The sequence below is a fragment of the Streptomyces sp. CB02400 genome (assembly GCF_001905725.1).
Lineage (GTDB): Bacteria > Actinomycetota > Actinomycetes > Streptomycetales > Streptomycetaceae > Streptomyces > Streptomyces atrovirens.
Map to the genome: position 1 here is coordinate 208,056 of NZ_LIWB01000013.1, position 17,868 is coordinate 225,923.

Consider the following 17,868-nt stretch of genomic DNA (forward strand, 5'->3'; position numbering starts at 1 on the left):
CGGGCGTGCACTGCTTGCCGAAGGTCTCGCTGGCCGACCTCGCGTCACGAGGCCCGCCTCCGGGCGCCGGCTCAGGCGAGCTGAGCAGTATGTCGACGGTCCGGCGAAGAGCTACTCCCCTTCTGCGCCGTCCATGGTACGCGAGGTCCGCGCCGGACCTCGTACGCGGAAACTTCACGCCTGAACCATAGACGTGTCATGCACACGTCATTAGCTTCTTACCGGATCCACCCCTCCCGGCCACCCGGCGTGCCGAGCATTCCCCTGCCCGCACGTCAACGGCCCCACCACACAAGGGAGTTCGCATGCCGAAGCTCTACGCGCGTCGACAGCTCAGCATAGTCGCGGCGCTCACCGGACTCATAGCCTCCGTCGGCCTGTTCAACGGACCGACCGCCTCCGCCGCCCTCCCCACCCCGGTCAGCGCCACCACCGCCCGCGGCTACCTCGCCGCCCTCGACGTCCGCGCCGAGGACCGCACCGGCTACGACCGCGACCTCTTCCCGCACTGGATCACCCAGTCCGGCACCTGCAACACCCGCGAGACCGTCCTCAAGCGCGACGGCTCGGGCGTCGTCACCGACTCCTCCTGCGCCGCCACCCGCGGAAGCTGGTACTCCCCGTACGACGGCGCCACCTGGTCCGCCGCCTCCGACGTCGACATCGACCACCTCGTCCCGCTCGCCGAGGCCTGGGACTCCGGCGCCGGCTCCTGGTCCACCTCGCGGCGCCAGTCCTTCGCCAACGACCTGACCCGCCCGCAGCTCCTCGCCGTCACGGACAACGTCAACCAGTCCAAGGGCGACCAGGACCCGGCCACCTGGATGCCGTCGCGCTCGGCCTACCGCTGCACCTACGTCCGCGCCTGGGTCCAGGTGAAGTACTACTACGACCTGTCGGTCGACTCCGCCGAGAAGTCCGCCCTGCAGAACCACCTCGCGAGCTGCTGAGACGAATTGCCGGGCGCGCAAATCTCCCCGGCGGCCTCCGTCGCTGCGTACCGTACGGGGCGACGGAGGAAGGGGTCACCATGGCCGGACTGCGGCTCGGACCACTGCTGAGGTACATCGACGGCTCGTCCGCCACCCTCTGGGTCGAGACCGGCCACCCGGGCACCGTCGAGGTGCGCTGCGCGGACGGGACCGGAGGGACGGCCGGCACCTTCCGCATCGCGGGTCACCACTACGCGCTCGTCCACGTCACCGGTCTCACACCGGGCACGGCCACCCCGTACGAGGTCTTCCTGGACGACACCCGGGTGTGGCCGCCGGCCGAGGACCCCTTCCCGTCGCTCCCGCCGTCCGTCATCCCCACCCCGGGCCCGGACGACCGTATGCGCATCGCGTTCGGCTCCTGCCGCTGGGCCTCGCCGCCCACCGGGGAGCCCGACCCGGTCGGCCCGGACGCCCTGGACGCCCTGGCGAAACGCATCGCCGCCGACCCGGACGGCGAACGCCCCGACGTCCTGCTGCTCCTCGGCGATCAGGTGTACGCCGACGAGACCTCCGACGCCACCCGCGAGTGGCTCGCCGCCCGCCGCGACCTGGACGAGCCCCCGGGCAGCCAGGTGGCGGACTACGAGGAGTACACCCACCTCTACTACGAGTCCTGGCTCGACCCGCAGGTGCGCTGGCTGCTGTCCACCGTGCCCACCTGCATGGTCTTCGACGACCACGACGTGATCGACGACTGGAACACCTCCGCCTCCTGGGTCGCCGACATGCGTGCCACGTCGTGGTGGCGCGAGCGGGTGCTCAGCGGCCTGATGTCGTACTGGGTGTACCAGCACCTGGGCAACCTCTCCCCCGCCGAGCTGGAGGCCGACCCGCTGTACGCGTCCGTCCGGGCGGCCGACGACGGCACCGACGCGCTGCGCGCCTTCGCCTCCACGGCCGAGGCGGACGCGGCCACCGTGCGCTGGAGCTACCGGCGCGACTTCGGCCGGGTGCGCCTGGTGATGGTGGACAGCCGCGCGGCCCGCGTCCTGGAGGAGGGCCGGCGCTCCATGCTCGACGCGGTCGAGGCCGGCTGGCTGCGCGAACAGGCCCTGGACGAGCGCGGTTCCTACGACCACCTGCTCATCGGTACGTCCCTGCCCTGGCTGCTGCCCCATCTGGTGCACGACGTCGAGGCGTGGAGTTCCGCGCTGTGCCGGGGCGACAAGGGCGTCCGCTGGGCGCGGCTCGGGGAGAAGCTGCGGCGCGCGGCGGACCTGGAGCACTGGGCGGCCTTCCCGGAGTCGTTCGGCGAGCTGGCGGAACTGATCGCCGAGGCCGGTACGGGGCCACAGGCGCCGGCGACGGTGTGCGTGCTCTCCGGGGACGTCCACCACGCCTATGTCGCCGAGCCGAGCTGGCCGGACGGCGCCGGGCCGGACTCCCGGGTGGTGCAGCTGACCTGCTCGCCGGTCCACAACTCCATTCCGCTGTCGATGAGGCTCGGCTTCCGCGTGGGCTGGGGCGGGGCCGCCCGGCTCCTCGGCCGCCTGTTCGCGCGGCACGGCCGCCTCGGCCCGCCGCCGGTCACCTGGCACAAAACGGGCGGACCCTGGTTCGGCAACCAGCTCATGACGCTGACGACCCAGGGGCGTTCGGCGGTGCTGCGCCTCGAGCACGCGCAGCAGGAGGAGACCGGGACGTATCTCAGGAGCGTGACGGAGACCCGGCTGAGCCGATGAGGTCCGGAACCTGTGAGTCGCCTGTGAACCATGGTGTGGATTCGGTCACGCCGATGGTCATGACGGCGGGGTGGACGCCGTATTGACCGGCGGGAGCGGGCGCCTGAACAGCCGAACCAGGGCAAACCCGAGGGCTAAATGTTGAACTTGCAAGTATGAGTTAGGGACACCTAACGTGGGGAGTCGACTCGGTTCCGTCCCCCGGACCGGCCCCACCCGGGGACCGGCCTGACCGAAGGAGACCCCCCACATGACCGGACGCCTCAACAGCGCCCAGCCATATGCCCTGGGCATGTTCCGCATCGTCATCGGACTGCTCTTCGCCTGCCACGGCGCCGTGGACCTGCTCGGCCTGTTCGGCGGCGCGGACGGCAGCGGCGGCACCGTCGAGACCGGCACCTGGCCCGGCTGGTACGCGGCCCTGATCGAACTCGTCGGCGGCACCCTGGTCCTGCTCGGCCTCGGCACCCGCGCCGCCGCGTTCATCTCGTCCGGCGCGATGGCCTACGCGTACTTCAAGGTCCACCAGCCCCAGGCCCTGTGGCCGATAGAGAACAACGGCGAGGGCGCGGCCATGTACTGCTGGGCCATGTTCCTGCTGGTGTTCACCGGCTCCGGAGCCCTCGGCCTGGACCGCCTGTTCACCAAGCACTCGTCGGCGAACGGCGAACGGGAGGCGGAGCGGACCCCGGTGACGGCCTGACCGTCCTCCCCATGGGGGCGTACGAGCCCACGAGGTCGCACGGGCCCACGGGGCGCACGAACCCACGGGGTGCACGAACCCACGGGCCGCACGGGTGCCCTCCCTGCGCAAAGGGGGAGGGCACCCTTCCCCTTTGCGCAGGGAAAGAGAAAGGGAACGCCAGGCGCTGACCACACGAACCCCCCGTGACCTTTCTGTCACTCACCGGGCGTACGCTGTATGGCTGTCATCGGCCACTCCTGCCACTCCTGCCGCTCCCCGCGTCAGCGCGGCACGGCGCGGCCCTGCGGGGGAGCCACGGGGAGTTCGGGTGGAAAGTCTGGGGTCGCTGGTCGGCAGCCCATGGATCTATGCGGTGGTGGCCCTCTCGGTCCTGCTCGACGTGTTCCTCCCGGTCCTGCCGAGCGGAGTACTGGTGATCACCGCGGCCACGGCGGCGGCCGCGGGCACGGCGACCGACGTGCCCGACATCCTGGTGCTGACGCTGTGCGCCGCCACCGCCTCCGTCCTGGGCGACCTGGTGGCCTACCGTCTCGCCTGGCGCGGTGGCGCCCGGCTGGACAGGGCGATCGCCCGTTCGCGGCGGCTGAAGAGCGCGCAGGAACGTCTCGGCGCGGCGCTCGCCCGGGGCGGCGGCGCCCTGGTCGTCCTCGCCCGCTTCGCCCCGGCCGGACGCTCGGTGGTCTCCCTCGGCGCCGGCGCCGCACGCCACCGCGCCCGCGACTTCCTCCCCTGGTCCGCCCTGGCCGGGCTGTCCTGGGCCACGTACAGCGTGGCCCTCGGCTACTTCGGCGCCCACTGGCTGGGCGCGACCTGGCTGGCCACGGCGGTATCGGTGGGCGCGCTGTTCGCAGCGGGCGCAGGCGCGGGCTACCTGATGCGCCGCCGCCCACGCCCTTCGGAAGCAGGCTGAGCCGCGGGCAACCGCACCGCCGGGACAGCGCCCACCCCGCCTCGTCACTACGGGCAACCGCACCGCCGGGACAGCGCCCACCCCGCGAACGCCGGGCTGCGAAACAACCCCCCGCCCAGCCCTGACACCGGCACCGGCACCGGCACCGGCACCGGCACCGGCACCGGCGAGGCCCTACCCCGCCGCCCGCCGCGCCGCGCCCCCACGCACCTCCAACCCGTCCAGCAACTCGGCCGTCGCCAAGGCAACCGCCTCCACCGCCCGTTCGAACACCTCGCGATTATGGGCGGCCGGCGCCCGGAACCCGGACACCTTCCTCACGTACTGCAGGGCGGCAGCCCGGATCTCCTCTTCCGTGGCCTCCTCAGGCTGCACGGGCGGACGCAGGGTCTTGATACTCCGGCACATGCCTTCAGTCTGACGCGCCCCCTCGGTAACTCGCCACCCAAAATCGAACAGGCGTATTATTGAATCGTGGCTGCGACCTACGATTTTCCGAGTGACCTCCTCGCCGGTCAGGAGGAACTGCGACAGGTCCAGGGCGAGTTGTCCGCCCTGCTGAAGCGGCTCCCCTGGTCGGTCGAGCCCCTCGACGGCTTCAGCGACGACAACGGCTGGCGCAAGATCGAGCGCCCCGCCTCACCCGGCTGGACCGCCGACGAACAGGCCGAGGTGGAGAAGCTCCGGCAGCGGGAGCACGAGCTCGCGGTGTTCGTCAGCACCCACCGCTACTGGGCCGAACTCACCGGCGCCGATCGCATGCACGCCCGCTCCCGGCTCAAGCACACCCGCGAGGAGACGAAGGAGTCCTCGTAGGACTGGCGGAAGGAAGGACGGACGGGCGGAAGAGCCGGGGAGACACAACGACAAGGGCCCCCGGAGCGACTCCGGAGGCCCTGTGTCCCGGTGGGCGCGGACGGTTTCGAACCGCCGACATCCTGCTTGTAAGGCAGGCGCTCTACCCCTGAGCTACGCACCCGGGACCCGGGCCGTGCGCCCAGGTCGAGTGGACAGCCTACATGGCCGGGGGCACGGACCGGCACACCGCCTACCGGCGATCACCGGGAGGGAGGGAACAATAGTCGCATTCTTTATCAGTGGTTATCCGTCTTCATCAGTCTTTATCTTGATGGTGTGAAGCTTTCCGAGTGGGCGGCGCGTAATGGCGTGCACTACCAGACCGCGTGGTCGTGGGCGAAGGAGGGCCGTATGCCGGTCCCTGTCGTGCAGACGCCGTCCGGTATGTGACTGGTCGAAGAGTCCTCGCCCGAGGTCACTGGGCGGACGGTGGCGTATTGCCGTGTCTCGTTCGTTGAGCAGAGGGCGGATCTCGATCGGCAGGTCTCCCGCGTCGTGCGGGAAGCAGGCGGGCTGGGGCTCTCCGTCGCCGAGGTGGTGACCGAGGTCGGTTCCGGGCTGGACGGGAAGCGGCCCAAGCTGCACCGCGTCCTGTCGGATCCGGCCGTTGCCGTCATCGTCGTGGAGCATCGCGACCGGCTGGCCCGTTTCGGGGTCGAGCATCTGGAATCGGCGTTGTCGGCTTCCGGCCGGCGCCTGGTGGTGCTCGATCCGCAGGAGCCGACCAGCGACCTGGTCCGGGACATCACCGAAGTCCTCACGTCGCTGTGCACCCGGCTGTACGGGCAGCGGACGGCGAAGGACCGTGCCGCTCGCGCTGTCGCCGAGGCCACCGCCCCGGCGGCGGAGACGACCGGGTGAGCGGGGCGGAGTCCGCCGGGAGCGGGAAGGAGAAGCGCCGGAGGTTCGAGGCGCGGCCCGGCTTCCACGTCGTGGGCCACAGGCTCGCCCTCGACCCCAACGCGTCCGTCTTGCGGGCTCTGGCCTCGCATTGCGGAGCGGCGCGGGTCGCCTACAACTGGGCGGTGCGGCATGTACTGGCAAGTTGGTCGCAGCGTGCGGCGGAGGAGACCTACGGCATCTGCGAAGCAGAGCGTGTTCCGTGGCGGTCGTGGTCGCTGCCTTCGTTGCGGAAGGCGTTCAACGAGGCCAAGCACACCGACCCGTTCCTGCGCCAGTGGTGGGCGCAGAACTCCAAAGAGGCCTACAACACCGGCCTCGCAAACGCTGCCGCCGCGTTCGACAACTACGCCAGGTCCCGGCGCGGTGAGCGCAAGGGCGTGGCAATGGGCAGGCCTCGTTTGAAGTCGAAGCGGAAGGCCCGTTTGGCGTGCAGGTTCACCACCGGCACCATTCGTCTCGATGACCGGCGGCATATCGTCCTGCCCCGCCTCGGTCGGATCCGCCTTCACGAGAACGCCCAGCCTCTCGTGGACGCGATCAGCGCCGGCGGGATGCGGATTCTGTCGGTGACGGTGCGGTTCGAACGGGGCCGCTGGTTCGCGGTCCTGCAGACCGAGGAACGCCGCACCATCACCCCTGCCACCCGGCCCGGCACGGCGGTCGGGATCGACCTCGGCGTGAAGACGCTCCTCGTCATGGCGGACTCGACCGGCAAAGTCCGCGAAGTCGCCAACCCCAAGCACTACGACCAGGCCCTCACGCAGCTTCGGAAGGCATCCCGGACCGTTTCCCGCCGACGCGGCCCGGACCGGCGCACCGGGCAGGCCCCGTCCCGCCGCTGGGAGAAAGCCGACGCCGTCCGCAACCGGGTGCACCACCGGGTGGCGAACCTGCGGGAGAACCATCTCCACCAGGCCACCGCGCATATCCCCGCCGAGTACGGCACCGTCGTGGTCGAGGACCTCAACGTCAAAGGCATGGTCCGCAACCGGCGTCTGTCCCGCCGTATCTCCGACGCGGCATTCGGGGAACTGCGGCGCCAGCTCACCTACAAGACCCAGCGCCACGGTGGACGTCTGATCGTCGCCGACCGCTGGATGCCCTCCTCGAAGACCTGCTCCCGCTGCGGTGTGGTGAAAGCCAAGCTGCCCCTCGGCATGCGTGTCTTCGAGTGCGACGCCTGCGGATTCGCCCTGGACCGGGACGCGAACGCAGGCCACAACCTGGCCGCTCTCGCGGTGGCCAACCGTGAAACGGGTACCGGAGTGGCCGGAGACCCGGGCCCCACCCTGGCGGTGGTGCCGAAGCCTCGTGGAGCCGAGCAGAAGACCCGCACCACCCGAACCCGCAAGGGGACGGGCACGCGGGCGGCTGGCGCAACACCCCGCCAGAGGACGGAAACGAGAGATCGTCGACAGGACACCGGACACGAGCAACTCGTACTCTGACGACACCGTCACGAACCTTCCAGGCGGAAACACCCGGAATGCTGAGAGTCACTGAGACTCAAAGCAACGGATATCCCCACCCCGGATCCACCAGCTACCCGGATCCCCCCGCGGGCTCCCCGTCCGTACGGTCGAAGAGCGCCCGGACACCGCCGGCGAGCGCCACCGTCCGTCCCAGGGGGAGACCGTCATGACCCGCACCACCACCCGTACCGCCCGGATCACCGGCCCCGCCTCCGGCCGCCGCGCCGCGTGGACCCGCGTCCTCGCCCTCGCCGGGTCCACCGTGGTGATCGTCGCGGGCGTGAGCGCCTGCGGGGCGTCGGCCGCCGACGACGACGATCCCGACCACCGGTCCTTCGACCTGCCCGGCAGGACCCTCACCATCGACTCCGACGACTCCGCCCTCGAGATCGTCGCCTCGGACGAGAACCCCTCGGGCAAGGTCGGGGTCACCCGGTGGTTCCAGGGCACCGTCGCCATCGGCACGGACCCGGAGGTCACCTGGTCCATGGACGGCGACCGGCTGGTGCTGCGGGAGAAGTGCTCCGGGCTCGTCGCCAACTGCTCCACCAAGCACCGCATCGAGGTACCCCGCGGCGTCTCCGTCAAGGTCGAGGAGAAGGACGGCAGCGTGCGGGCGCGGGGCTTCCGCGACGCGCTGAGCATCCGTACGACGGACGGTTCGGTCCGTGTCACGGACTCCACCGGGCCGCTGGAACTGCGCACCGGTGACGGGTCCGTGCGCGCGGAGGTCTCCTCCCGTACGGTGCGCACCCACAGCGGTGACGGCTCGGTCCACCTCGAACTGGCCGCCGTACCCGACCTGGTGGACTCCCGCAGTGGCGACGGTTCCCTGACGATCGACCTGCCGCGGGCCTCCTACCGCGTGGACACCGAGACCGGTGACGGCGCCGAGGACGTGTCCGTGCCCCGCGACGACTCCAGCTCCCATGTGGTGACCGCGCGCACCGGCGACGGCAAACTCACCGTCCGCACGGCGAACTGACCGACCCGTGTCTTCGTCCTTCACCGGTGGGAGAATGACATCGGGCAGGGCGAACGACAGTACGGGAGAGGGATGTGACGGCGACACCAGCGCAGCCGTACTCGCCGTCGGAGCCGCGCGTGCCTCGCGTGCGTCGTGCCGTGCCTCCTCTTCCTCCGCGACCGGGTGTCCGCCGGGCCCGCGGCGCGCTGCGGGACGTGCTCGCTCTCGTGGGGATGCCGCTGGTCGCGGCGCTGGTGCTGCCCGCCGCGTTCGCCGGGGGCGGGACGCGGCGCTGGTTCGGCGGGCGGGCCGAGAACCAGCGGGCCGAGGCGCAGGCCGCCAAGGACGCGGCGGCCGCCGCCTTCTACGAACTCGACACCGCCCAGCGCGACCTGCGGATCTCCATCGAGACGATCACCGCGGTCGACGACTCCCCGGCCGCCCGCCGAGCCGTCGCCGACTTCGAGGCGCTCGGCCGGCGCATCGACGAGGCCAGCCACCGGTACATCAGCGCCGTCGACGCCCATGACCTGGACCGCGACGACCTGGAGGCCTCGGCCGCCTCCCAGGCCCGCGACCGGCTGACCGCCGCCAAGGACGAGCTCGGCCGGGTCAAGCAGGAGCTGGACCGGTTCACCGACGGGCTCGACTCCCTCCTAGGCAAGGCCGAGACCCAGCTCGCCCGGCTCGCGCCCGCCGTCGAACGCGCCCGGCAGGCACTGCTCGCCGCCTCGAACGCCCTCGACACCGCACGCGGATCGGGCCTGAGGGCCGACGACCTCGCCGCCCGGCTCGCCGCGCTCTCCCCGGAGCTGACCAAGCTGAACCAGGGCGCGGGGCAGCACGGCGTGCCGGGGACCCTGGAGCGGGCCGAGCGGGTCACGCGCGAGGCCGAGGCGGTCCGCGTCGAAGCCGACCGGCTGCCGGAACGGGCCGCCGAGATCGACCACCGGCTGGTCTCCCTGCGCACCCGCGCCCAGGCCCTCACCACCCGCTCCGAACAGGTCGAACCGGTCCTCAGCGAACTGCGCCGACGCTTCACCGCCGCCTGCTGGCAGGACCTGCAGCACGTCCCCGACGTCGCCTCGGAGAACGTGGGCCAGGCGGAAGCGAGACTCGCCGAGGCCCGGGCGGCCCGCGAGGAGCAGCGCTGGGCGGACGCGACCGCTCTGCTGTCGACCGCGCGGGCGTTGCTGAACACGACCGACGAGGCGGTGTCGGCCGCCGGTGACCGGCTGCGGCGGCTGAACGCGGTGCAGAAGGACCCCGGGCAGGAGATCGAACGCACCCGGTTCGCCATCCGGGACGCCCAGCGTCTGGCCATGGCCGGCCGCAACACCCCCGACCCGCGCCACGCCCGCCCCCTGGACGACTCCGTGGCCCGTCTGGAGCGGGCCGTCGCCGGACTGGAGGGCCGCCATCCCGACTACTGGCACTTCCTGACGGAGACGGAGGAGGTACGGGCGACGGTGAGCCGTGTGGTGGCCCGGATCCGGGAGGAACGCGGCGGCGCCGCGCACTGACCCTCACAGGGCCGGCCGAGCCGGTTAACCTGTGCCCATGCCTCGCTACGAGTACCGCTGCCGGACCTGCGGCGACACCTTCGAACTGAGCCGCCCCATGGCGGAGTCCTCCGCGCCCGCGGCCTGCCCGGCGGGTCACGACGACACGGTCAAGCTCCTCTCCACGGTCGCGGTGGCCGGTACCGCCGCGGCCCCGGCTCCCCGCGCGGGCGGTGGTGGCGGCGGCTGCTGCGGTGGCGGCTGCTGCGGCTGATCCCCGCCGAGGGCCACGGCACCGGACGCCGGCCGCACGCCGGCCGCACGTCGGCCGCGCGTCAGCTGCCGAGGTAGCGCAGCACCGCGAGCACCCTGCGTGAATAGCCCTCACCTCCTGTCAGTCCGAGCTTGTCGAAGATCGCGTTGGTGTGTTTCTCCACCGCGCTCTGCGAGATGTGCAGCCGCCGCGCGATGGCGGCGTTGGTGTGCCCCTGCGCCATCTCGGCCAGCACCGCCTGCTCCCGCGCGGTGAGGCGGGCGAGCGGGTCGGTGTGGGTCGTGCGGCCGAGCAGTTGCCGTACGACCTCCGGGTCGAAGGCGGCGCGTCCCTGCGCCACCCGCTCCAGGGCGTCCAGGAACTCGTCGACCTGGACGACGCGGTCCTTGAGCAGATAGCCGACTCCTTCCGACTCACCGGTCAGCAGCTCGGTCGCGTACCGCTTCTCCACGTACTGCGAGAGCACCAGCACGCCCACGGACGGCCAGCGCCGGCGGATCTCCAGGGCCGCGCGCAGTCCTTCGTCGGTGTGCGTGGGCGGCATCCGCACATCGGCGACCACCACGTCCGGCGGGTCCTCGGCGACCGCCCGCAGCAGCAGTTCCGCGTTGCCGACCGCGGCCAGCACCTGATGTCCCTCCTCCGCCAGCAGCCGCACCAGGCCCTCTCTGAGCAGGGTGGAGTCCTCGGCCAGGATCAGGCGCATGGCAGCTCCGCGGTCACCAGGGTCGGTCCGCCCGGCGGACTGCGCACCTCCAGACGACCGTCGAGTGCGGCAACCCGCCGGGCGAGGCCGAACAGTCCGCTGCCCGTCGCGTTCGCACCGCCCTTGCCGTCGTCCTCGACACTCACGTACAACGCTCCTTCCTTCGATCCGACCTCGACCACTATCCGGGTCGGTGTCGCGTGCTTCACCGCGTTGGTGACGGCCTCGCAGACGACGAAGTAGACGACCGTCCCCACCGCCCGCTCGGGCTCCCCGGTGAGCCCGTACTCCACCCGTACCGGGACGGAGGCCCGCTCGGCGACCGTCTCCAGCGCCGCCCGCAGCCCTGCCTCGTCCAGCGTGGTGGGGTAGATCCGCCACGCCACCTCGCGCAGGTCGTCCAGGGCGTGCCGGCTCTCCCCGTGGGCCTGGCGCAGCAGCCGGTCCGTGCGGGCCGGGTCCTCGCTGCGCAGGGCGCGGCCGAGCAGCATGCCGAGCGCGACCAGACGCTGCTGCACTCCGTCGTGCAGGTCCCGCTCGATGCGCCGCCGCTCGTCGTTCACCGCGTCGACCACGGCCGCGCGGCTCGCGGACAGTTCGGCGATGCGCTGCTCCAGCGCGTCCTGGTGGCGGGGGCCCAGCAGGCGGCGGGCCAGCTTCCCCTCCAGTTCGGCCACGCCGACTATGCCCTGGACGGCGAGGAAGAGCAGGAAGAGCCCTCCGAGGGAGGTGAGGGTGACCGCTCCGGGCGTGCGTATCTCGTCGACCAGCAGCCAGAGGTACAGCCACGACGTGCCGTACCCGAGGCCGATCGCCACCGAGAGCATCACCACCGCGCCCAGGACTCCCAGGGTCCAGCGACAGGCCAGGTACCCCAGGGCCTGCGTGTCCTCGTACGCGGGCGAGGTGTGCGCTCTCAGCCATGTCCGCAGCCGGGTGCGGTTCAGTTCCGTCAGTCTCCGCGCGCCCGCGAGGACCGGGCGGAGCACGGCGCGACGGCCGCGCGGCCAGGCCACGACGAGCAGGAGGAGCAGGCCGGCCAGGACGGTGTAGAGCAGCTCGACGACGGCCGCGGCGGCGCCCCAGATCAGCCCCACCGCGCACCGCGTCACGCGCCGCACCATGTCTCGCATGATCGCGAGGCTAGTCGGACGCGGCATGGGGGCACACTGCGGAAAACCGCAATTGCGGCTGTGGAGTACCGCAGGGCATCGTGCGGCTTTCCTCAGCGTTCCTTCAGCTCCGGTTCTCTAGCGTGGCAGGCATGACAGCCATCGCAGCGCACACGATCACAGCGGCAGCGGACGGGAGTGCCGGACCGCAGTGGGTCAACGACCTCATGGACGCCATGGGCGCCCCCGGGGCCGGCCTCGCCATCGCGCTGGAGAACCTCTTCCCTCCCATCCCCAGCGAGGTGATCCTGCCGCTGGCGGGGTTCGCCGCGAGCAGTGGGCGGATGGGTCTGCTCGCCGTGCTGCTGTGGACGACCGCCGGCTCGGTGATCGGCGCGCTCGCGTTGTACGGAGTGGGCGCGCTGCTCGGCCGGGACCGGACGGTGGCGATAGCGGAGCGGCTGCCGTTGGTGAAGGTCGCGGACATCGAGAGGACGGAGGCCTGGTTCCTGCGGCACGGGCCGAAGGCGGTGTTCCTCGGCCGGATGATTCCGCTCTTCCGCAGTTTCATATCGGTGCCGGCCGGTGTGGAGCGCATGCGGCTGCCGCTGTTCCTCGGTCTGACCACACTGGGCAGCGCGATCTGGAACACCGCGTTCGTGCTCGCGGGGTACGCGCTGGGGGACAACTGGGAGCAGGTGTCGACCATCGTGTCGGCGTACTCGAAGGTGGTCCTCGGCGTGGCCGCGCTGGCCTTGGTGGCGTTCGTGGTCCTGCGGCTGCTGCGCTCGGGCGACGGCCGCCGCCGGCGGCGGCGGGACGGGCGAGCCGGCACGGATCACATACGCCCGTCGCACCCGGCCGCCGGTGCCGATCACGCCGACGGGGACGCACCCGCCCACGGGTACGACTCCGCCGACACGATGAGCCTGCGACGTCACCGCTGACGCCCCGGCCGCACGGCCTCTCGGTCGTACGGTCTCACCGAGGTGAGCGCACCGTCTGCAGGAACTCGCGCAGGATGCGCTCGCCGGCCAGGACGCCCCGCTCGGGGAGGGCCCTGATCGCGGGGACCGTCCAGTCGGCGTCGGCGAGTTCGCCGTGACCGGGGCGCCAGCTCCGGTCGGCGGCGAGGAGCAGGTCGGCGTCGAGGAGGGAGTCGCCGGCGGCGAGGGTGAGATCGGCTCCGGTGCGACAGGCGACCTCGCGCATGGCCGCGCTCTTGGTAAGGGGCTTGGGCACGGCGTAGATCTTGCGGCCCTGGAGGGACACGGTCCAGCCGCGGTTCTCCGCCCACTCCCCGAGTTCCTTCACCCACTCCTCGCGCAGCAGTTCCCGCTCGACGACGAGGTAGGCGAAGAGGTCCTCGGCGACCCGGTGCTTGCGCACCCAGACCGGGTCGGCGGTCCGCAGCAGATGGTCCTGCACCTCGGACAGCGGGGCGCACTCGTCGGCCAGCCGGGCGAGCACCCGGGCGTGCCAGTCCTGGTCGGACACGCCGTCGACGAGGAGGTGTCCGCCGTTGGCGCAGATCGCGTAGGTCGGCGGCGGGCCGGGGAGGTTGATGCGCTGGTACTGCTTGCGGGTGCGGGTCGTCGTGGGGACGAACACGGCCTCGTCGCCGAGGTCGGTGAGGAGCTGGGCCGCCGTCTCCGTCATATAGGACAGGGGCCTGCTCTCGTGGACCTCCACGCACAGCAGCCGGGGTGCCCGTGCGTCCGGCATGGTCAGGGCGAGGGCGGCGGCGGAGTAGATGAGTGTGCGGTCGAGGTCGCTGGCGACGATGACGGGCATCAGCGGGTCACCGCCTTGCCGTCGGCACCGGTGGCGCCACGGGTGTAGCGGGGGTGGATCAGTCCGACGCAGGTGTAGGGGAGTCCGTCGACCTCTTCGACGGGGACGCCCCGCTGCTGAGCGAGGAGGCGTACATGGTCGAGGTCGCTGCCGGCTCCGGCCCGGGCGAGCACCTTCCAGGGCACCCGGCGCAGCAGTACCCGGGTGGTCTCGCCGACGCCGGGCTTGACGAGGTTCACATCGTGGATGCCGTACTCCTCGCTGATGCGTTCGACCGCCGCCCAGCCCTCCCAGGTGGGGGTGCGGTCGGTGGAGAGGAGCTCCTTGGCCTGGGCGCAGGCGGCGTCGGTGACCTCCGGGAAGCGGGCGGAGACGGCGTCCAGGAAGGCCACCGAGAGGTCCGCGCCGGCGAGTTCGCGGTAGAACTTGGCGCCGTGGAAGTCGTGCGGGCCGACCAGGTCGGCGCGGAGCACGGTGCGTGAGATCAGGCCGGACACCGTGGAGTTGAGGCAGGCGGAGGGGATCAGATAGTCCTCGCGGGTGCCGTAGGTGCGGACGCAGGAGCCGGGGTCGGCCAGGACCGCGATCTCCGGGTCGAAGCCGGTGACGCCCTCGGTCTTCTCGAACTCCTGGACCGCCTGGGCGAGTTCGCGGGTGATGGCGCCCTTGCCGGTCCAGCCGTCGACGAAGACCACGTCCCGGGGGTCGTGGTGAGCGGCCAGCCAGCGCAGCGCGTTGGCGTCGATGCCCCGGCCGCGGACGATCGAAACAGCGTAGTGGGGGAGGTCGAGATGGTGGCGGTACTGCGCCCAGCGGCGCATCAGGATGCCCACGGGGGTGCCCGCGCGGGCCAGGGAGACGAGCACCGGGCGGGGGGACCGTTCGGCGAGCACGGTCTCGGTGACCACGCCCACCGCGTGGGCCAGGCGGGCCGCCGACTCGTCCAGGGCCGCGTGGAACAGTTCCTGATACTGCTCGCTCGGCTGGTATTCCACGGGCAGCGACTCCGCGTAGTGGGCGCCGCCGCTCTGGATGGCCTCCTCGCGCTCCTCGGTCGGCGCCTCCAGCGTCACGTCCGAGAGGTCCTGGAGCAGCCAGCCGACCTCCTCGGGCGCGTACGAGGAGAAGGCGGGGCCTCTGAGGGGCTCGGGCAGCATGGTGGCGGGCCTTTCGGGGGCGTCCGGTCGGGCGTCCGTGGGGGCGTCCTGGGGTGCGGGTACGTAGGACGGTACGACCGCGAGGAGGACCTGCGGGGTGTGCGCGGCGAGCCGGGCGAGCAGGCCGTCGGGCGCGTGCAGTGCGGGGGTGTCGGCGGCCGAGTCGACGACGGCGACGACGGTGTCGAAGCCGCCGCCGGCGACGTTGTAGGCGTAGCGCTCGCCGGGGCCGTCGGCGGGGTCGTCGTGGGCGGGGAAGACCAGGCGGGTGCGTATCGCGTAGCCGGGGTCGTCGACGGCGAGGACGGGCGAGCGGGTGGTGGTGGAGAAACGCACGTCGGCGCGGATGGTCCGCTCCAGCTCGCCCGCCAGGCGCAGCGGGGCGTACATCAGCTCCTCGAAGCCGAGGACGAGGACGCGGTGCGCGTCATCGGGGAGTGCCTTTGCGAGGCGGGCCGCCATGTCGGGGAGTGCGTGTTCGAGGCGGGCTCGGTGCGTGGGGGTGAAGCCGTGGCGGCCGCCGTCGGGGAGGCCATCCGGCCAGCGCAGGTCCACTCGCGTGGTGAGCTTGTCATTCGGGTGCGGGCCGTCTTGGGCCGGTCGCGCAGTTCCCCGCGTCCCCGGGGGGTTTGTCCGAGCGTCGGCTTCGAAGCTCGCGGGACCAGCAGCACCCTCAAGGGGCGCGGGGAACTGCGCGACCGGCCCCGACGCAGCCGCAGAAGCCCGGCCACTCCCCGCGGAACTCTCGTACCGCGCCACCAGGGACTGGCCCCTCTCCAGGACGCCGTCAGGCAACCGCACCGTGCCCGACGCGGTCGTCACCAGGTCGATGCGCGCCCCGATCTCGCGGGCGAACTCGTCCAGCCGCCCGGCGTCCGCGGGCGACCGCATGTCGACGAGGGCGACCACGACATACCGCCCCCGCGGATACCGCGCATGAAGATCCCGAACGGTGTTCAGCACCGTGTTCCCCGTGGAGAACTCGTCGTCGACCAGGACCAGCGGGCCGTCCCCGGCCAGCAGGGACGGGTCCTCCGGGAGCAGCAGGTGGGACGTGGCGTGGGAGTGGGACTCCTCGAAGCCGCCGGCCGTGGCGGTCCCCACGACCGGGCGGCGGGTGGAGTGCAGGTAGGGGGCGGCGCCCAGGCCGTCGGCGACGGAATGCCCCAGACCGGTCGCGGTCTCGGCGTAGCCGAGGACCACCGCGTCCTCCGCCGAGTCGCCCAGCAGCTCCCGCACCCGGCGGCCGAGCGCGACGCCGTGGCCGTACACGACGGACGGGGACTGGGGGACGTGCTTGCCGAGGACGTTGGAGACCAGCAGGTGGGCCCGCTTGGGGTTGCGGCGCAGTGCCAGCCCCAGCAGACCGGGCAGGCTCTCGTCCCCGGCCAGTTCGACGCCGAGCCGCTCCGTGACCCAGCTGCCGGACCATATGTCCTCGCCGGCCCGGGTTGCGTGACGCGCCGGGTGGCGCATCCCCTCGTTCACAGTCTTCTCCGTCCCGGTCACTCGGCCAGGCCTGCCGCGAGCAGTTCCACGAAGCCGATGTCCTCGTTGGTGACGCCGAAGACCTCGGCGCGCAGCAGGGTCCGCTCGGCCCAGGCGCGGTGGGGTTTCACCTCGTTCATCTTGTTCGTGTAGGCAGACCTGAGTACACCCCCGCCGCCGCGTTCCGGCCGGAGGATGTCCTGGGCGTCGCTGAACTCCTCGTGGCTGACGACGGACAGCGCGTGCACGGGGAGTACGTGCGAGGGGTGGATGCAGGTCTTGCCCAGCAGGCCGTTGGCCCGGTCGAGGGAGATCTCGCGCAGCAGGCCGTCCATGGCGTGTTCGATCAGCTTCTCGCGCAGTGCCACGGCCTGCACCTCGTGGAAGGGGCTCTGCCTCAGGAGTGGCTTGAACATGCGTTCCTGGACCCGGAAGTACTCCCAGACCGGTCCCGTCACGGTGAATCCGGTGCCGTCGGCCCGGGCCAGCATGTTCACCACGTCGGAGATCACGGAGGCGACGACCTGGATGTCGTACGCCGTCATGTCGGGGCCTCTGCGCAGCCCGTAGGAGGAGCAGAAGTCGGTCACGCCGAGGCGCAGTGCGAGGACGCGGTCGCGGTACTTGTCGACGGCGCGGAAGATGCCTTCGAGGGTCTCGACGCGGGATTCGCGGTAGAGCAGCTCGGGCGATTCCAGCACGGGCATGGCGAAGAGCCGGTGGCCGCTTTCGGCCTCGGCGGTGACGAGCGCCTCCAGGAACGGCAGGCCGCGTTCCGCGGTGAACTTCGGCAGTACGAATCCGGACAGCAGCGCGACGGAGGGGCCGAGGCGGCGGACGAGGTCGGGGATCTGTTCGGGGGTGCGGACCCGGATGAACAGCAGCGGCAGATCCGCCCCGGGCCGCCCGGCCAGGTCCGTGAACTGCCGTACGAGGTTCTCCTCACCGGCGGGCACGTCGGCGTCGTCGATGGAGTCCTCCAGGCACAGCACCATGGAGACCACACCGCGTCCGCCCTGCTTGACGACGTCGTCGGCGAGCAGGGGCCGGGTCGCGGGGCTGTAGAGCGTGGCACCGAGGGCCGCGGAGAGCAGCCGGGCCGGGGAATCCGGCGTGAACTCGCAGGGCTCCCGGTAGAAGAGACGTTTCCGCACCGCAGGGGCGATCTGACCGAAATGACGCATTGAACTCCCCTGTGGCCTCTCGGGAATCACTGAAATGTAAAAAGGTGGCCGGTAATAGTACGTAGGGATCCATGTCGGCGGTTCCCTCGGGGCATGAACTTCAGGTAACCCCGCCGTGTCGACCCCAACCCCCCGCGTTGTCGTGACCAGGACGGAGA

Annotated in this window: 16 protein-coding genes, 1 tRNA gene and 1 pseudogene; 11 read left to right on the forward strand and 7 right to left on the reverse strand. The window is 71.6% G+C overall.

Going from position 1 to position 17,868, the window contains the following annotated elements; genetic code table 11:
• The first annotated feature begins 305 nt into the window (after window positions 1-305).
• From AMK33_RS28055 to AMK33_RS28070, 4 genes are all read left to right on the forward strand, one after another.
• Window positions 306-950 (forward strand): HNH endonuclease family protein, encoded by a 645-nt coding sequence (locus AMK33_RS28055; RefSeq protein ID WP_073935755.1) that lies wholly within the window; start codon window positions 306-308, stop codon window positions 948-950.
• Window positions 951-1,030: 80 nt separating this feature from the next.
• On the forward strand, window positions 1,031-2,677 hold the full coding sequence (locus tag AMK33_RS28060) for an alkaline phosphatase D family protein (protein ID WP_073935756.1): 1,647 nt from the start codon (window positions 1,031-1,033) through the stop codon (window positions 2,675-2,677).
• A gap of 250 nt (window positions 2,678-2,927) precedes the next feature.
• A complete protein-coding gene (locus AMK33_RS28065) occupies window positions 2,928-3,380 on the forward strand; it encodes a DoxX family protein (RefSeq protein WP_073935757.1) in 453 nt (150 codons plus the stop codon).
• Window positions 3,381-3,690: 310 nt separating this feature from the next.
• The gene (locus AMK33_RS28070) at window positions 3,691-4,293 is read left to right on the forward strand and encodes a DedA family protein (protein ID WP_073935758.1); all 603 of its coding nucleotides are present in this window, start codon (window positions 3,691-3,693) and stop codon (window positions 4,291-4,293) included.
• A gap of 174 nt (window positions 4,294-4,467) precedes the next feature.
• On the opposite strand, the gene AMK33_RS28075 is transcribed toward AMK33_RS28070, so the two are convergent.
• The gene (locus AMK33_RS28075) at window positions 4,468-4,701 is read right to left on the reverse strand and encodes a DUF2277 domain-containing protein (protein ID WP_073935759.1); all 234 of its coding nucleotides are present in this window, start codon (window positions 4,699-4,701) and stop codon (window positions 4,468-4,470) included.
• Window positions 4,702-4,767: 66 nt separating this feature from the next.
• On the opposite strand from AMK33_RS28075, the gene AMK33_RS28080 reads away from it, so the two are divergent.
• Window positions 4,768-5,109 (forward strand): hypothetical protein, encoded by a 342-nt coding sequence (locus tag AMK33_RS28080; protein WP_073935760.1) that lies wholly within the window; start codon window positions 4,768-4,770, stop codon window positions 5,107-5,109.
• Window positions 5,110-5,200: 91 nt separating this feature from the next.
• Here AMK33_RS28080 and AMK33_RS28085 read toward each other — a convergent pair.
• Window positions 5,201-5,272, reverse strand: a tRNA-Val gene (locus AMK33_RS28085).
• 155 nt (window positions 5,273-5,427) lie between these two features.
• Between AMK33_RS28085 and AMK33_RS28090 the strand changes: the two are divergent.
• The 5 genes and pseudogenes from AMK33_RS28090 to AMK33_RS28110 all read left to right on the forward strand — a co-directional run bounded on the left by AMK33_RS28090 (window position 5,428) and on the right by AMK33_RS28110 (window position 10,269).
• Window positions 5,428-6,012 (forward strand): annotated as a pseudogene (locus AMK33_RS28090) (IS607 family transposase).
• Window positions 6,009-7,502: an IS607 family element RNA-guided endonuclease TnpB gene (gene tnpB, locus AMK33_RS28095; RefSeq protein WP_073935761.1), complete on the forward strand. Its 1,494-nt coding sequence runs from the start codon at window positions 6,009-6,011 to the stop codon at window positions 7,500-7,502. Before AMK33_RS28090 ends, tnpB begins: the two are co-directional and overlap by 4 nt.
• A 190-nt stretch (window positions 7,503-7,692) precedes the next feature.
• On the forward strand, window positions 7,693-8,511 hold the full coding sequence (locus AMK33_RS28100) for a DUF4097 family beta strand repeat-containing protein (RefSeq protein WP_158075144.1): 819 nt from the start codon (window positions 7,693-7,695) through the stop codon (window positions 8,509-8,511).
• A 74-nt stretch (window positions 8,512-8,585) separates the two neighbouring features.
• Window positions 8,586-10,016 (forward strand): hypothetical protein, encoded by a 1,431-nt coding sequence (locus AMK33_RS28105; RefSeq protein WP_073935762.1) that lies wholly within the window; start codon window positions 8,586-8,588, stop codon window positions 10,014-10,016.
• A 37-nt stretch (window positions 10,017-10,053) separates the two neighbouring features.
• Window positions 10,054-10,269: an FmdB family zinc ribbon protein gene (locus AMK33_RS28110; RefSeq protein WP_073935763.1), complete on the forward strand. Its 216-nt coding sequence runs from the start codon at window positions 10,054-10,056 to the stop codon at window positions 10,267-10,269.
• Between the two features lie 61 nt (window positions 10,270-10,330).
• Here AMK33_RS28110 and AMK33_RS28115 read toward each other — a convergent pair whose 3' ends face one another.
• Both AMK33_RS28115 and AMK33_RS28120 read right to left on the reverse strand, forming a co-directional pair.
• Window positions 10,331-10,975, reverse strand: coding sequence for a response regulator transcription factor (locus tag AMK33_RS28115; protein ID WP_073935764.1), 645 nt, complete (start codon window positions 10,973-10,975; stop codon window positions 10,331-10,333).
• Window positions 10,966-12,108, reverse strand: a complete 1,143-nt coding sequence (locus tag AMK33_RS28120) for a sensor histidine kinase (protein ID WP_073935765.1) — start codon at window positions 12,106-12,108, stop codon at window positions 10,966-10,968. The genes AMK33_RS28115 and AMK33_RS28120 overlap by 10 nt, the downstream gene beginning before the upstream one ends.
• 131 nt (window positions 12,109-12,239) lie before the next feature.
• On the opposite strand from AMK33_RS28120, the gene AMK33_RS28125 reads away from it, so the two are divergent.
• Window positions 12,240-13,034 carry a DedA family protein gene (locus tag AMK33_RS28125; RefSeq protein ID WP_073935766.1) on the forward strand — a complete coding sequence of 265 codons (795 nt, stop codon included), beginning with the start codon at window positions 12,240-12,242 and terminating at the stop codon, window positions 13,032-13,034.
• 34 nt (window positions 13,035-13,068) lie between these two features.
• On the opposite strand, the gene AMK33_RS28130 is transcribed toward AMK33_RS28125, so the two are convergent.
• Genes AMK33_RS28130 through AMK33_RS28140 form a run of 3 tightly spaced genes read right to left on the reverse strand, consistent with a single transcriptional unit; the run spans window position 13,069 to window position 17,710 of the window.
• Window positions 13,069-13,881, reverse strand: coding sequence for an HAD family hydrolase (locus AMK33_RS28130; RefSeq protein WP_073935767.1), 813 nt, complete (start codon window positions 13,879-13,881; stop codon window positions 13,069-13,071).
• On the reverse strand, window positions 13,881-16,514 hold the full coding sequence (locus AMK33_RS28135; protein WP_073935807.1) for a phosphoribosyltransferase: 2,634 nt from the start codon (window positions 16,512-16,514) through the stop codon (window positions 13,881-13,883). The genes AMK33_RS28130 and AMK33_RS28135 overlap by 1 nt, the downstream gene beginning before the upstream one ends.
• A gap of 29 nt (window positions 16,515-16,543) precedes the next feature.
• Window positions 16,544-17,710, reverse strand: coding sequence for an HpcH/HpaI aldolase/citrate lyase family protein (locus tag AMK33_RS28140; protein ID WP_073935768.1), 1,167 nt, complete (start codon window positions 17,708-17,710; stop codon window positions 16,544-16,546).
• Window positions 17,711-17,868 lie beyond the last annotated feature (158 nt).